This is a genomic window from Burkholderia sp. R-40, from assembly GCF_049942845.1.
In the GTDB taxonomy this organism is placed as follows: domain Bacteria; phylum Pseudomonadota; class Gammaproteobacteria; order Burkholderiales; family Burkholderiaceae; genus Burkholderia; species Burkholderia ambifaria.
Genome location: NZ_CP187967.1, coordinates 1,347,526 through 1,362,069 on the forward strand (window position 1 = coordinate 1,347,526; position 14,544 = coordinate 1,362,069).

Annotated in this window: 17 protein-coding genes; 12 read left to right on the top strand and 5 right to left on the bottom strand. The window is 70.3% G+C overall.

From position 1 onward, the window contains the following. Positions 1–26 precede the first annotated feature (26 nt). Positions 27–1,130 (bottom strand): DUF2242 domain-containing protein, encoded by a 1,104-nt coding sequence (locus ACP26O_RS06305; protein ID WP_175663949.1) that lies wholly within the window; start codon positions 1,128–1,130, stop codon positions 27–29. Positions 1,131–1,278: 148 nt separating this feature from the next. Then, the gene (locus ACP26O_RS06310; protein ID WP_175663948.1) at positions 1,279–2,172 is read right to left on the bottom strand and encodes a LysR family transcriptional regulator; all 894 of its coding nucleotides are present in this window, start codon (positions 2,170–2,172) and stop codon (positions 1,279–1,281) included. A gap of 109 nt (positions 2,173–2,281) precedes the next feature. Here ACP26O_RS06310 and ACP26O_RS06315 point away from each other — a divergent pair, with 109 nt between their 5' ends. Together ACP26O_RS06315 and ACP26O_RS06320 are read left to right on the top strand one after the other, a co-directional pair. After that, positions 2,282–3,037 (top strand): TerC family protein, encoded by a 756-nt coding sequence (locus ACP26O_RS06315; RefSeq protein WP_126227479.1) that lies wholly within the window; start codon positions 2,282–2,284, stop codon positions 3,035–3,037. A 60-nt stretch (positions 3,038–3,097) separates the two neighbouring features. Continuing rightward, positions 3,098–3,400: a zf-TFIIB domain-containing protein gene (locus tag ACP26O_RS06320; RefSeq protein WP_175663947.1), complete on the top strand. Its 303-nt coding sequence runs from the start codon at positions 3,098–3,100 to the stop codon at positions 3,398–3,400. 110 nt (positions 3,401–3,510) lie between these two features. On the opposite strand, the gene ACP26O_RS06325 is transcribed toward ACP26O_RS06320, so the two are convergent. Beyond that, positions 3,511–3,930, bottom strand: a complete 420-nt coding sequence (locus ACP26O_RS06325; protein ID WP_175663946.1) for an Hsp20/alpha crystallin family protein — start codon at positions 3,928–3,930, stop codon at positions 3,511–3,513. Positions 3,931–3,946: 16 nt separating this feature from the next. Next, entirely contained in the window at positions 3,947–4,387 is a 441-nt protein-coding gene (locus ACP26O_RS06330) for an Hsp20/alpha crystallin family protein (RefSeq protein ID WP_175663945.1), read from the bottom strand. A 244-nt stretch (positions 4,388–4,631) separates the two neighbouring features. Between ACP26O_RS06330 and ACP26O_RS06335 the strand changes: the two genes are divergently transcribed. Next, on the top strand, positions 4,632–5,549 hold the full coding sequence (locus ACP26O_RS06335) for a 3-hydroxyacyl-CoA dehydrogenase NAD-binding domain-containing protein (RefSeq protein ID WP_175663944.1): 918 nt from the start codon (positions 4,632–4,634) through the stop codon (positions 5,547–5,549). 7 nt (positions 5,550–5,556) lie between these two features. Here the strand turns inward: ACP26O_RS06335 and ACP26O_RS06340 are convergent, their stop codons facing one another. Beyond that, complete coding sequence (locus ACP26O_RS06340; protein ID WP_011656476.1) at positions 5,557–6,405, bottom strand: LysR substrate-binding domain-containing protein; 849 nt, start codon at positions 6,403–6,405, stop codon at positions 5,557–5,559. Between the two features lie 332 nt (positions 6,406–6,737). Here ACP26O_RS06340 and madL point away from each other — a divergent pair, with 332 nt between their 5' ends. The 9 genes from madL to mdcH all read left to right on the top strand — a co-directional run bounded on the left by madL (position 6,738) and on the right by mdcH (position 14,249). After that, positions 6,738–7,133, top strand: coding sequence for a malonate transporter subunit MadL (gene madL / locus ACP26O_RS06345; RefSeq protein WP_105833763.1), 396 nt, complete (start codon positions 6,738–6,740; stop codon positions 7,131–7,133). A gap of 11 nt (positions 7,134–7,144) precedes the next feature. Next, positions 7,145–7,912, top strand: a complete 768-nt coding sequence (gene madM, locus ACP26O_RS06350; RefSeq protein ID WP_012363531.1) for a malonate transporter subunit MadM — start codon at positions 7,145–7,147, stop codon at positions 7,910–7,912. A gap of 164 nt (positions 7,913–8,076) precedes the next feature. Beyond that, complete coding sequence (mdcA, locus tag ACP26O_RS06355; protein WP_175655949.1) at positions 8,077–9,723, top strand: malonate decarboxylase subunit alpha; 1,647 nt, start codon at positions 8,077–8,079, stop codon at positions 9,721–9,723. Positions 9,724–9,733: 10 nt separating this feature from the next. Beyond that, entirely contained in the window at positions 9,734–10,048 is a 315-nt protein-coding gene (gene mdcC / locus ACP26O_RS06360) for a malonate decarboxylase acyl carrier protein (protein ID WP_175663943.1), read from the top strand. Beyond that, the gene (locus tag ACP26O_RS06365; RefSeq protein ID WP_175663942.1) at positions 10,045–10,968 is read left to right on the top strand and encodes a biotin-independent malonate decarboxylase subunit beta; all 924 of its coding nucleotides are present in this window, start codon (positions 10,045–10,047) and stop codon (positions 10,966–10,968) included. Before mdcC ends, ACP26O_RS06365 begins: the two co-directional genes overlap by 4 nt. A 126-nt stretch (positions 10,969–11,094) precedes the next feature. After that, positions 11,095–11,802 carry a biotin-independent malonate decarboxylase subunit gamma gene (gene mdcE / locus ACP26O_RS06370; protein WP_175663941.1) on the top strand — a complete coding sequence of 236 codons (708 nt, stop codon included), beginning with the start codon at positions 11,095–11,097 and terminating at the stop codon, positions 11,800–11,802. After that, a complete protein-coding gene (gene mdcG, locus ACP26O_RS06375) occupies positions 11,789–12,457 on the top strand; it encodes a malonate decarboxylase holo-[acyl-carrier-protein] synthase (protein WP_175663940.1) in 669 nt (222 codons plus the stop codon). Before mdcE ends, mdcG begins: the two co-directional genes overlap by 14 nt. Next, positions 12,454–13,320: a triphosphoribosyl-dephospho-CoA synthase MdcB gene (gene mdcB / locus ACP26O_RS06380; RefSeq protein ID WP_175663939.1), complete on the top strand. Its 867-nt coding sequence runs from the start codon at positions 12,454–12,456 to the stop codon at positions 13,318–13,320. Before mdcG ends, mdcB begins: the two co-directional genes overlap by 4 nt. Then, complete coding sequence (mdcH, locus tag ACP26O_RS06385) at positions 13,317–14,249, top strand: malonate decarboxylase subunit epsilon (protein ID WP_175663938.1); 933 nt, start codon at positions 13,317–13,319, stop codon at positions 14,247–14,249. The genes mdcB and mdcH overlap by 4 nt, the downstream gene beginning before the upstream one ends. Positions 14,250–14,544: the final 295 nt, after the last annotated feature.

Genomic DNA, 14,544 nt, shown 5'->3' on the forward strand with positions numbered 1-14,544 from the left:
AAGAAGCCGTAACGGCGCCTGTGCAGTTAGTTCGCGGCGGGCGCGCTGGCGCCGGACGGCGCGGACGAGGCGAGGGGAGCGGCAGTTGCCGATGCAGGCGCTTTGTCTGCGGCCGTCGAAGTGGCGCTCGACGGCACAGGTGCGGATGCCGCGGATACGGGCGTGGCCGATACCGGCGTTGCGGCCGCCGTCGTGGCAGCCACTGGCGTCGATGCGGCCGGCGTCGAAGCAGCCGACGTCGAAGCAGCCGGCATCGAAGCAGCGAGCGTCGAAGCAGAAGCCGGCGTCGGAGCAGCAGACGCAGGTGCCGAAGCCGGCACCGGAGCCGAAGCCGGCGCGGCCCCCGGCACGACCCCGCGCATCGCCCCCGGCGCGACCACGGCCGAAGCCGGCGCGGGCACGGCCGGCACGACGGGCGTGCCCGGCGTCGGCGCGACACTCGGCACCGACAGCGGCACGGGCGCCGCAGGCGGTGTCGGCACGACGGGCGTCGTCATCTTCATCGGCTCGCCCTGCGGCGTCGGCGCGGGTTCGGGCAGCGGCGCGACGGGCTCCTTCTCGGCCGCTTTCACGGTGGCGCGATCGCGGCGGGCGGGATCGATCTTCAGGAAATGCTCGACCAGATTGAAGAAGCGCTCGTAGAACACGCCGGCGGGAATCGTCTCGCTCGCCGTTTTCACGAGCGCGTCGTCGCTCGAGCCGATCGGCAGCGACAGCGACCCGAACACGCTGAGCCCGACGCTTGCCGACGTATTCGACTTCTTCAGCGTGTAGCGGTCCTGCACCGCGTTCACGTACGCGATGCTCGACGTGCCGTCCGCGGTCGCGTCCGCGCATACGACGTGAAACTCGATCACGACGTGCATGTCGTTGTTCGGCTGGAAATTCTTGCTGCCGTCGACCGCATCGTTGCGCGACGACGACACGACATAGCCCTGGCTCAGCAGGGCGCGACGCGCGGCCTCGCAGGCCGCGTCGGATTTCGAGCGGAACGTGTGCGCATACGGGCTGGTCGCCGCGTCGAACTGCTCCTGCTGGTAGATCGGCTTGGGCGGCGACGAGCACGCCGCCAGCACGGCCGCGGCCGCGAGCGCGCACGAAACGGAAAACAGGCGAAATCGGTTGTGCATGGCGTCTTTCAAAAGGCTCGGCGAAATGCCGGGCGGGGCGGCGGGCGCCGCCCACGCGATGCCGCGCAACGACTGTGCCGGTGCACGGCGCTTGGCAATCTCGTATGGCCGGGGCGTCATTATAGTTTCGTTTGATGTCGCGCTTGCTTCAGCCGGCCGCCGCCGGCGGCGCGACGGCGAGCAATTGCGACACGAGCGGATGGTGTTCGCCGCGCCGCGAGCGGATCGCGTGGATTTCCTCGGTCACGTCGCCCGCACGGCCGAGCCGGCGCAGCCCGCGCAACAGCGACGCGTCGTTCGCGCCGAGTTCGCTGAGCGGAAACACGCCGAGGCCGCGCGCCGCGAACACGGCCATCAGCGCGCTGTCCTCGAATTCGCCGGCCACCCGGGGCACGATCCGTTCCCGCTCCAGCCACAGGTCGAGGCGCGCGCGCAGCGCCGAATGGGCGGTCGGCAGCAGCACCGGCAGCTCGGCGAGGCAGTGCGGGAAGCGCTGCCGCGCGGCGGGCGTGACGAGCGCCGCAGGGCCGTACCAGTCGACCGGCGACGCGACGAGCCGCTCGCTCGTCACCCGCAGATTCGACCCTGAAGGCGCGCCCTGGCCGGCCAGCACGAGATCGAGGTGATGCAGGGCCAGTTCCGCGAGCAGCGCGTCGTGCTCGCCCTCGTGACACAGCAGGCGAAGCGTGGGGGTGTCGAGCACCGGCGCGAGGATCGCATGCGCGGCCAGCTTCGAGATCCCGTCCGCGAGGCCGACCGCGAGCCGCACGGTCGGCTGGCTCGCCGCCGCGCGCACTTCGTCGGGGATCAGCCGGCCCATCTCGAAGATCACCTCCGCGCGCGCATACGCGGCCTGGCCCGCATCGGTCATCGCGACGCCGCGCCCGGCCGGGCGCAACAGCTGGTGGCCGAGCGACTTCTCCAGGTCGCGCACCTGCGCGCTGATCGTCTGCACGGCCATGTCGAGCCGCTCGGCGGCGCGCGCGAAACCGCCTTCCTTCACGACGACCCAGAAATAGTACAGGTGGCGAAAATTCAGCATCGGAGCGAGATTTCGGAAAAACCGAACCAAAGATCAGATTCTCGCTGATTTTTCCGAAGTCATGGAAGGCCTATCATCGGACTTTCCAACATTCGAATCGGCCCTATTCATGGACTATCTGCTGACGCTTGCCGCCGACCCCGCCGTCTGGGCCGCGCTCCTGACGCTCGTCGTGATGGAAGTCGTGCTCGGCATCGACAACCTGATCTTCATCTCGATCCTCAGCAACAAGCTGCCGGAAGCGCAGCGCGCCCGCACGCAGCGTCTGGGCATCGCGCTCGCGCTGGTAATGCGCCTCGCACTGCTCGGCAGCGTCGCGTGGATCGCGAGCCTCACCGAACCGGTGTTCACGCTGTTCGATCACGCGTTCTCATGGCGCGACATGATCCTGCTGGCGGGCGGCCTGTTCCTCGTGTGGAAGGCGACCACCGAGATCCATCATCACGTGTCGCATGACGCCGACGGTTCGGGCGCGTCCGGCGGCGCGGCCGGCCTGACGGTCTGGGCCGCGATCGGCCAGATCGTGATGCTCGACATCGTGTTCTCGATCGACAGCATCGTGACCGCGATCGGCATGACCGAGCACGTGCCGATCATGTTCGTCGCGGTGATCGTCGCGGTGAGCGTGATGCTGTTCGCCGCCCAGCCGCTCGCACGCTTCATCGACCGCAACCCGACCATCGTGATGCTCGCGCTGTCGTTCCTGGTCGTGATCGGCATGACGCTGATCGCGGAAGGTTTCGGTTCGCACGTGCCGAAGGGCTATATCTACGCGGCGATGGCGTTCTCGGCGTTCGTCGAGGGTATGAACATGCTGGCGCGTCGTGCGAAGGCCAAGCGCGCGGCACGCGGCGAAGCTCACTGAGCAAGCGGGCGGGCGAGGGCCCGCCCTCGATTCGGAATTCTCAACGAAAGGAGAAACGCGATGAAATGTCCGGTCTGCAAGACGCCCGACCTGCTGATGGCCGAGCGCCAGTCGATCGAGATCGACTACTGTCCGACGTGCCGCGGCATGTGGCTCGATCGTGGCGAACTCGACAAGCTGATCGCACGCGAAACCGGCGAGGCACCGGCACGCCGCGACGAGCCGCCCGTGCGTCACGATGCCCACGCGCCGCGCGGGCGTGACGATGGCTGGGGACGCGACGGTCGCCCGCACGACGACCGTTACCGGCACGACGGCCAGCGTCGCAAGAAGTCGATGTTCGACCTGTTCGATTTCGATTGAACGCGACGGCGGCGCGCGCGTAGCACGCCGCAGGTTGCAAAAAGCCCCGCCAGGTGTGATGCCTGGCGGGGCTTTGTCATGCGCGTGCCGCGATGAACACGCGCCGGCGCTTACGCGTTGCCGGCCGTCACGTCGATGCGGCGCGGGCGTGTTTCCTCGCGGCGCGGAATCGTCAACGTGAGTACGCCGTCGCGCAGGCTCGCATCGATTTGCGACGTGTCGAGATCGGGGCTCAGCACGAACGTGCGCACGAAGCGCGGCGCGCGGACTTCGGCATGGCGCACGCGCAGGTCGGCCGGCGTGTCGATGCGCGTGTCGGCTTCGATCGTCAGCGTGTTGTCGTGCACCTTTACGTCGAGGTTCTCGCGCGGCACACCGGGCAGGTCGGCGCGCAGCGTGACGCGCCGCGCGTCCTCGACGATATCGACGGCCGGCGTGAGCGCGGGCCGGCGCGCGGCTTCGGCGGCTGCCGCATGGAGGGCACCGTTGCGGCGTTCGGTCAGGTTCTGGCTCATCTGGCTCGTATTCATGTCGTTCTCCTGAAGGTTACTGAACGGTGATCGCACGCGGCTTCGCTGCCTCGCGCCGGCCGACGCGAATCAGCAGGCAGCCGTTTTCATAGCGGGCGCTGACGTTGTCGGCGTCGGCGTTCTGCGGCAGCTCGACGACGCGACGGAACGCACCGTGAAAGCGCTCCTGCGCGTAGGTGCGCAGGTCGTCGCCGGCGTCGTGCGGCACGGGCTTGCGCTCGCCGCTGATCGTCAGCAGGTCCTTGTCGATCGATACGTCGAAGTCGGCCGCGGCCATGCCGGGGGCGAACGCGACGATCTCGATCGCGTCGTCGGTCGCGCCGACGTTCAGCGCGGGAAACGCGTTCGGCCGCACCGCGCGGATGCCGGCCGGATGCTCGCCGAACAGGTTCGCCACTTGCCGCTGCACGCGGGCGAATTCGTCGAACAGGTCGTAGCCGTAATGGATGCCGCTCATGAAGGTCCTCCGGAACATGAGTGCGAAAGACGCGACGACGCGACGCCGACGGCGTGTGCGATGCGCGGTTTTCCGCTGAGTCGAAACGGGGGCAGTGCGCGTGACGGGCACTGCCTGGCAACGGGTAATTAGAGGTCGCCGCGGCGGTTTTCAAGAGGGAAATTGCAACCGGCATCAATGCGTGGCGATGCGAATCGATGCGACAATCGTCGCGCTATCCACAGACCACGGAGACGGGACGGACATGGACATTCAACGCATCGCGATCGTTGGTGCCGGGGTGATCGGCGCGAGCTGGGCGGCTTTCTATCTGTCGCAGGGCTTCGACGTCGTCGCGACCGATCCCGCGCCGCAGGCCGACGCGCGGCTGCGCGACGCACTCGCCGGGTTTCTCGGCGAACGCGCCGCCGAGCTTTCCGCGCGGCTGTCGTTCGACGCGGATCTCGTGCGCGCGCTCGACGGCGTCGATTTCGTGCAGGAGAACGGCCCCGAACGGCTCGACCTGAAGCGCGCGTTGTACCGGCAGATGGACGACGTGCTGCCGGCGCGCGTGCCGATCGCGTCGAGTTCGTCGGGCCTGAAGATGTCGGAGATCCAGACCGCGTGCGACAAGCATCCGGAACGCTGCCTGATCGCGCATCCGTTCAACCCGCCGCACCTGATTCCGCTCGTCGAGCTGGTCGGCGGCGACGCGACCGACCCGGCCGTGATCGCGCGCGTGAAGGCGTTCTACGACGCGCTCGGCAAGCAGACGATCGTGCTCAACAAGGAAATGACCGGCCACGTCGCGAACCGGCTCGCGGCCGCGCTGTTTCGCGAGGTGTATCACCTCGTCGGCGAAGGCGTGGTGAGCGTCGCCGATGCGGACAAGGCCGTCGCGTGGGGCCCGGGCCTGCGCTGGGGGCTGATGGGGCAGTGCCTGACCTATCACCTCGGCGGCGGCGCGGGCGGCATCGCGCACTTCCTCGAACACCTGTCGGGGCCGATCACGACGTGGTGGGACGACCTCGGCACGCCATCGTTCGATCCGGCCGTCGATCGCAAGCTGAACGACGAACTGCGCGCGATCCAGGGCGAGCGTTCGATGCAGGAACTGGCGGCCGAGCGCGACCGGCTGCTCGTCGAGCTGATCGACGCGCGGCGGCGCAGTTTCCTGCCCTGAGCGCTCGCTACAGTTCGGCGGCCGCCGTGATCAGCGTCGCCTCGAGCGCGAGCGTCGAGCGTGATGCAGCCGCGGGCCGGTCGATCACGTATTCGAGTTCGCCGAGTTCGGGCAGCCCCGCGTCGAGCCGGGCGAGCCCGGCCGGAATCACGTAGCCGGCGAACGCGCTGACGCCGAGCCCCGCGCTCGCGGCCGCGCGCAGCACCGCGATGCTGCTGCTCACCACGGCGATCCGGTAAGGGCGGCCGACCGCCTCCAGCGACTCGAGCACGCGGCGGCGCGACACGCTCGGCTCCGGGTGCAGCGCGAGCGGCAGCACGGCCTCGTGACCGGTGATCCGCGAATCGGGGCCGGTGCACCAGTACAGCGGTTCGCTGCGGATCACGCGGCCGCGCCGGCTGCCCGCGACGCGCTTCGCGAACACCAGATCGTGGCGGCCTTCGTCGAGCGCATCGAACAGGTCGCCCGACAGCCCCGTCGAGATCGCGAGCTCGACGTCCGGATTGCGCTGCACGAAGCTCGCGAGCGCGGCCGTCAGGTGCGCGCTCGCGAAATCCTCCGACATCGCGAGCCGCACCTTGCCCGACAGCGGCGGCCCACACACCGACGTGACGGCCTCGTCCATCAGTTCGAGAATGCGCACCGCGTAGCGGAACAGCGCGTCGCCGTGCTGCGACAGGTGCACGTTGCGCGTGTCACGCTCGAACAGCGGCCGGTCGAGCAGCTCCTCGAGGCGGCGGATGTGCTGGCTGACGGTCGACTGCGACAGGCTCACGCGCTCGGACGCGGCGGTGAAACTGCCGGACTGGGCGACGGCGACGAAGCTGCGCAGCAACTCGGGCGGTAAGGGACGCATTGCTAAATCCACTGAATCGGTTTCGACAACTTCATAAATGGCCGCATTTTGCGGCGCTAGTATCGGATCACGCCCTGATGCGGCCCATGGAAGGGGGCACATCGGACGCGTAGCCCGTGTCGCGCCGCCAGCTCCATCGGTCAGTCTAAGCCATCCGGCGTCCGGCCCGAAACCGCATCATCCCATCGACCGCCCGAGAACGCGCTCGCACGACGAGCCGCCGGGTCGCGGCGCCCCGCCGCAGGAGACAGACTGTCCGCGCCCGGGACCGGCGTGCGGGCCTGGCTTCCGCACGCGTCAGGCGCCCGTCACGAAGAGACTGGAGACGACTCATGATCATCTACGGAACCGCGCTGCTGGCGTTCTGCCATCTGGCCGGGCTGTTCCTCGGCGACCTGCTGGGCGCCGCGATCGGCGTGAAGACCAACGTCGGCGGCGTCGGCATCGCGATGCTGCTGCTGATCTGCCTGCGCCTGTGGCTGCACCGGCGCGGCTGGCTGCCGAAGGAGACCGAAGCGGGCGTCGGTTTCTGGGGCGCGATGTACATCCCGGTCGTCGTCGCGATGGCCGCGAACCAGAACGTCGTCGCCGCGCTGAAGGGCGGGCCGGTCGCGCTGCTGGCCGCCGTCGGCGCGGTCGGGATCTGCGCATGCTGCATCGCGGTACTCGTGCGCACCGGGCGCGACGACACGGCCTTCGTGGGCGTGCCGCAATTCGAAGAACAGTGAAGGAGGCCGCCATGTTGCAGATGCTCGAAAAAACCGTCGCCCACAACGGGCTCGTCGCGTCGTTCGCGCTGGTCGGCCTGATCATGTGGGTGTCGTCGATCGCGTCACGCAAGCTCACGTTCGGCCGCGTACACGGCTCCGCGATCGCGATCGTGATCGGCCTCGTGCTCGCCTATGTCGGCGGCGCGTTCACCGGCGGCGAGAAGGGGCTCGCCGACGTGCGGCTGTTCGCCGGTGTCGGCCTGATGGGCGGCGCGATGCTGCGCGATTTCGCGATCGTCGCGACCGCGTTCGAAGTGCAGCCGACCGAGGCGCGCAAGGCCGGCCTCGTCGGCGTCGTGTCGCTGCTGCTCGGCACCGTGCTGCCGTTCATCGTCGGCGCGAGCATCGCGCGCGCGTTCGGCTACACCGATGCGGTCAGCATGACGACGATCGGCGCGGGCGCCGTCACCTACATCGTCGGGCCCGTCACGGGCGCGGCGATCGGCGCGAGCTCCGACGTGATCGCGCTCAGCATCGCGACGGGGCTGGTCAAGGCGATCATCGTGATGGTCGGCACGCCGGTCGCGGCCAACTTCATGGGCCTGAAGACGCCACGCTCCGCGATGATCTTCGGCGGTCTCGCCGGCACCGTGAGCGGCGTGAGCGCGGGTCTCGCCGCGACCGACCGCCGACTGGTGCCGTATGGCGCGCTGGTCGCGACGTTCCATACGGGCGTCGGCTGCCTGCTCGGCCCGTCGCTGCTGTTCTTCACGACGCGCGCGCTGGTCGGCGCATAGCCGCCGCGTGCGATTCGGGCGGGCCGCGCATGTAGCCGGTGTGCGCGGTTTCCGGCGCGCCGAATCCATCGCGGCGCCCTCTGAGTCGCATTCTTCAACATCATCAATCGACGGCGGCGCCAGGCTTAGAATGCCGCTGGACCATCGAAGCGGGAGAACTGTTCATGACGGGATGGAATCACGCGCGGCAGGCGCGCGATGCACGCCTCGCGGCCGGCGCGGCGTACGCGCAGGGCAAGCGGGTCGATGCGCGCGACACCGTCGCGCTGCTCGAAGCGGTGCTGCGGCCCGGCGACCGCGTTTGCCTCGAAGGCGACAACCAGAAACAGGCCGACCTGCTCGCGACGGCGCTCGCCGATGTCGACAGCGCGAAGATCCACGACCTGCACATGGTGCAGTCGGGCGTCGTGCTGCCCGAGCACCTCGACGTGTTCGAGCGCGGCATCGCGAAGCGTCTCGACTTCGCGTATTCGGGCCCGCAGTCGCAGCGGATCGCGAAGCTGCTGTTCGGTGGCAAGATCGCGCTCGGCGCGGTGCACACGTATCTCGAGCTGTTCGCTCGCTACTTCATCGATCTCACGCCGCAGGTCGCGCTGATCGCGGCGGTCAGCGCCGATCGCGACGGCAACCTGTACACCGGCCCGAACACGGAAGACACGCCGACCGTCGTCGAGGCCACCGCGTTCAAGGATGGCATCGTGATCGCGCAGGTCGACCGCATCGTCGACAAGGTGCCGCGCGTCGACATTCCCGGCGACCGCGTGCATTTCGTCGTCGAGGCCGGCCGGCCGTTCTACGTCGAGCCGCTGTTCACGCGCGACCCGGCCGCGATCACCGAAACGCAGATCCTGACTGCGATGCTCGCGATCAAGGGCATCTACGAACCGTACGGGATCAGGCGCTTGAACCACGGGATCGGCTTCAACACGGCCGCGATCGAGCTGCTGCTGCCGACCTACGGCGCGAAGCTCGGGCTCAAGGGCAAGGTCTGCACGCACTGGGCGCTCAATCCGCACCCGACGCTGATTCCCGCGATCGAGTCGGGCTGGGTCGAGCAGATTCACTGCTTCGGTTCCGAAGTGGGGATGGACGACTACATCCGCGCGCGCTCCGACGTGTGGTTCACGGGCCCCGACGGGTCGCTGCGCTCGAACCGGGCGTTCTGCCAGACCGCGGGCCTCTATGCGTGCGACATGTTCATCGGCTCGACGCTGCAGATCGACCTGGCGGGCCATTCGTCGACGGTCACGGCCGAGCGGATCGCCGGCTTCGGCGGCGCGCCGAACATGGGCAGCGACGCGCGCGGCCGGCGTCATCCGAGCGAGCCGTGGCTGAAGGCCGGCGCGCAAGCCGACCCCGACACGCCGGCGGCGCTCAGGCGCGGCCGCAAGCTGGTCGTGCAGATCGGCGAGACGTTCGGCGACAAGAACGTGCCGATGTTCGTCGAGAAGCTCGACGCGCTGAAGCTCGCCGACAAGCTGCAGCTCGACCTCGCGCCGATCATGGTCTACGGCGACGACGTCACGCACATCGTCACCGAGGAAGGGATCGCGAACCTGCTGATGTGCCGCGACAAGGATGAGCGCGAGCACGCGATCCGCGGCGTGGCCGGGTATACCGAGGTCGGCCGCGGCCGCGACCGCAGGATGGTCGAGCGGCTGCGCGAGCGCGGCGTGATTCGGCGTCCGGAGGATCTCGGCATCGATCCGCTCGACGCCGATCGCCGCTGGCTCGCCGCGCGTTCGATCAAGGATCTCGTGCACTGGTCGGGCGGCCTCTATGCGCCGCCGGCCCGGTTCCGCAACTGGTGAGGAAGAGGGCATGGAACAGTTGAACTACCGCTTCACCGCGCGCGAACGCGCGCAGGGCGAACGGGTCACGGCGCTCGTCGGCGTGGTCGCGTCCGGCAATCTGGAGGTGCTCGTCGAGCGCGTGCTGCCGGGCAATGAATGCGAGATCGACATCCGCACCGCGGCGGTCGGTTTCGGCGCGGTGTGGCAGGCCGTCGTGTCGGACTTCGTCGAACGGCGCGCGCCGGGCGGCCTGAAGCTGTCGATCAACGACGGCGGCGCGCGGCCCGACATGGTGTCGCTGCGGCTCGCGCAGGCCGTGCGCGCGATCGAGGGGGACGCATGACGACCGACATGATCCATGACGCGCCCGCGTTCGTCGCGAACGGCGCGAGCTGGTACGAAGCGTCGGCGCGCCAGCGTGTCGACGGGCTGCTCGACGCGGGCAGCTTCACGGAATTTCTCGGGCCGGGCGAACGCGTGACGAGCCCGCACCTGCCGCTGTTCGACCTGCCGCAGCAGTTCGACGACGGGATGGTGGTCGGCCACGGCCGGCTCGACGGCAAGCCGGTGTTCGTCGCCGCGCAGGAAGGCCGCTTCATGGGCGGTGCGTTCGGCGAAGTGCACGGCGCGAAGCTCACCGGGCTGCTGCGGGCGGCGCGCGAACTCGGCACGCCGGTGCTGATCCTGTTCGATACGGGCGGCGTGCGGCTGCAGGAAGCGAACGCGGGCGAGCTCGCGATCGCCGAGATCATGCGGGCGCTCGTCGACGCGCGTGCAGCCGGCGTGCCGGTGATCGGACTGATCGGCGGGCGCTCCGGCTGCTACGGCGGCGGCGGGCTACTCGCCGCGTGCTGCTCAGCGCTCGCGGTGTCCGAGCAGGGGCGCATCAGCGTGTCGGGCCCCGAGGTGATCGAGACCAATCGCGGTGTCGAGGAGTTCGACGCGAAGGATCGCGCGCTGATCTGGCGCACGATGGGCGGCAAGCATCGGCGGCTGATCGGTGGCGCGGATCGTTACGTGGCCGACACGCCCGACGCGTTTCGCGCGGCCGCGCTCGCGCTGCTCGAGCGTGCGCCGACATTCGACGTGGCGATGCTGCGCGCGGAGCAGGCGCGTCTCGAAGCCCGCGTCGAACGGTTCGGTGGCTGCAAGGACGCTCTGGACGTGTGGCGCGCGCTCGGCGCGGACACGCCGGAAGCGATCCCCGGCATGCCCGACGACGAATTCGCGAAGCTCGCCGACCAACTGCAGGAGCAGAAATGAAACGACTCCCACGCTCACTTCGTTCGCTGTCGACCGGAGTTGGCGCTTCAGCGCTTACTCCGGTCCCATGCATGGCTCCCCCCGAGGGGGCGTCTGCCTCTCTTGGGCGGCCCGGCGGGAGGCAGCATGACGCTCGATGAAGTCCTGACCTCGCTGTTTCCCCAAGGCCATTCGATTACGCGCAGCGGCGGCCTGCTGACGGGCCACGCGCAGCTGGCCAGCACGCGCGTCGACGTGATCGGCGTGGCCGAGCGCTTGCCGTTCGGCATCGACGAAGCGCTGACGCTCGCGTCGCACGTGCTCGACACGATCGAGCGCGGCGGCGACACGCCGATTCTCGTGCTCGTCGACAGCGACAGCCAGCGGATGAGCAAGCGCGACGAACTGCTCGGCCTGAACGAAGGGCTGTCGCATCTCGCGAAATGCCTGATGCAGGCGGAGCTCGCCGGGCACCGGACGATCGGCGTGCTGTACGGCCATACGGCCGCGGGTGCGTTCATCGCGACCGCGCTCGCGACGCGTACGCTGCTCGCGGTGCCGGGCGCCGAGCCGGAGGTGATGGACCTGCCGTCGATGTCGCGCGTGACGAAGCTGCCGATCGACGTGCTGAAGGAGATGGCGCGCTCGACGCCGGTGTTCGCGCCGGGGCTCGACAATCTCGTGAAGATGGGCGCCGTCGACGCCGTGCTCGATCCGGCCCGCGCGCTCGACGCGCAGGTCGGCGAATGGCTCGGCAGGCCGGCCGAACGCGGCGACGGTCGTGCGGCGCGCGGCCGGCCGGTCGCGGCCGACGTCGCGCGACGCGTCGAGGCACTCGCGCGTGCCGCACGCTGACACACCGCTGCGCCGCCACACGCTCGTCACGCTGACGGCGGCCGGGTGGCGCTCGGCATGCGCGCGCGATCCCGCGCTGGCCGCCGATCCGCTCGTGCAGGCGTGGGCCGCGCACGGCCGGCCGCTGATCGTGCGCCGCGCGTCGCCCGACGAGGCCGACGCGGGTCGCATTCCGCTCGGCTTGCCGCTGCCGCCTGCCGCGGGCAAGCGGCGCATCGCGCTGAACGTCGCCGCCGACGCGGTGGCGGCGGTCGGCCCGCTGCCTGCGCTGGCCGACGTGCTCGCTGCCGCGCCCGACGCATGGCACGCGACGTTGCGCGAGCTGGACGCGCTCGGCGCGCGCTGCGGCGTGCCGGGCCGCGTGTTCGGCAGCCTCGCGTGGCAGGCGCTGACGGGCGAGCGCTACGTGAGCGCGTCCTCCGATCTCGACATCGTGTTTCCGCTGCCGGCCGCCGCCTCGCTCGCCGCGTTGCTCGACGGCCTGGCGGCGCTCGATGCGCGCGCGCCGATGCGCATCGACGGCGAACTGCTGCGCGACGACGGCGCCGGCGTGAACTGGCGCGAACTGCATGCGCGGCTGCCTGAAGTCGCGGTCAAGACGGCGACCGCCGTCGAATTGATGCCTGCCGACGCATTCACGGGAGGCGCGCGATGAGTGCAGGAGCCGCCCGCCGCGTAACGGCGCCGTCCGACGCCGAGCGCATCGCCGCACTGGCCGAGCGCAGCCTCGTGCTCGAAATCGACACGTATCCGAAACCGGGGCTCGTCAGTCACGTCGACACCGGCAGCCATGCGGACATGGATGCCGCAACCTTCGCTCGCAGCGCGGCCGTGCTGCGGCCGTACTTCGCGGAGCTCGCCGAAGCCGGCGCGCGCGACGCGGACATGGCCGTGCTGCGCAAGATCGGGCTGCGCGCGGAGCACGCGATGCTCGCCGCGACCGGCGGCGTCAACACGCATCGCGGCGCGATCTTCGGGCTCGGGCTGCTGTGCGCGGCTGCCGGCCGCCGCACCGTGCCCGGCACGGCGGCCCGCGCGATGACGCTCGGCGCGTTCGTTGCGCAGCGCTGGGGCACCGAGATCCTCGGCGGCCCGCGGCTGCCCGACAGTCATGGCGAGCGCGCGAGCCGTCGTTACGGCGTCGGCGGCGCGCGTCGCGAAGCGGCCGACGGGTTCGCGACCGTGTACGGCGTCGGGTTGCCGGCCCTGCGTCGCGCGCGGCGCAGTGTCCCGGGCGATCCGGAAACCGCGCGTGTCGACGCGTGCTTCGCGCTGATCGCCGCGCTCGACGATACGAATCTGCTGCACCGGGGCGGGCAGGCCGGCCTCGACTTCGCGCGGGCCACGGCACGCGCGTTCGTCGCCCGCGGCGGCATACGCGCCCGCGACTGGCGCTTGCGCGCGGCGGCAGCACACCGCGCGTTCGTTGCCCGCCGGCTGAGCCCGGGCGGCGCGGCCGACCTGCTGGCGATGAGCGTGTTCGTCGATGCGCTCGAAGCGGACGAGGTGGGGCGATGACGCTGGCGATCCTGTGTTCGGGGCAAGGCGCGCAGCGCGCGGACATGTTCGAGCTGACCGGCGCGGTGCCGCAGGCCGATGCGCTGTTCGCGCACGCCGGCCGGCTCCTCGGCGACGATCCGCGCAACTGGGTGCGGCACGCCGAACCGGACGCACTGCACGAGAACCGCGCAGCGCAGCTTCTCTGCACGCTGCAGGCGCTCGCGGCGGCCGCGTTGCTCGATACGGTGTGGCCGCGGCGTCGCTGTGTCGCGGGATACAGCGTCGGCGAAGTCGCGTCGTGGAGCGTCGCGGGGATGATCGATCCGCACGACGCGCTGGATCTCGCCGATGCACGGGCGCGCGCCATGGACGCCGCGAGCGGCGGCGATGAACGGATGGCGTTCGTGCGCGGGCTGACCCGCGCGCAACTCGCGCGGCTATGCGACGGACGCGATGCCGCGATCGCGATCGCCAATCCCGGCGACGCGTTCGTGGTGGCCGGGCGGCAGGCCGACGTCGCCGCGGTGGCCGACGACGCCGCACGCGACGGCGCGCTGCGCGTGGCGCCCGTGTGCGTGCGGATCGCGTCGCACACGCGACGGCTCGCGTCGGCGGTCCCTGCGTTTCGCGCGTCGCTGGCCGCCGTGAACGTGCGCCGGCCGCCGCCCGGCACGCGCCTGTTTTCGGGGATCGACGGCGCGTCGGTGCTCGATGTCGGCGCGGGGCTCGACAAGCTCGCGCGGCAGATCGCGGAGCCGGTCGAGTGGGCGGCTTGCCTCGCCGCGTGCGTCGAGGCCGGCGCGACCGCGTTTCTCGAACTCGGCCCCGGTCGCGCACTGGCCGAGATGGCGGGCGGCGCGTATCCGGCGCTGCCGGCGCGCAGCGTCGCGGAATTCCGTTCCGTCGACGGTATCGCGAGCTGGCTCGCGCGCGTCGCGGCCGGCTGACCGGCGGCGCGCAGGCACCCCGCAAGCACCACGCAGGCACCACGCAGGCACCGCGCGGCCACCGCGCGGCCACCACGCAGCCACCACGCAGCCACCACGCAGCCATCGCGCAGGCACCCCGCAGGCACCACGCAGCTACCACGCAGCCACCGGGCAGCCACCGGGCAGCCACACGCAGGGCGCCCCGCAAGGCGTCCACAAGGCGTCCCACAAGCGCCCCGACAACGCGGCAAATCGCCCTCGTAAACCGCTCGGTTCGATAACCATTCCGCCGCGGGTGTTGCGCCGGCGCAGC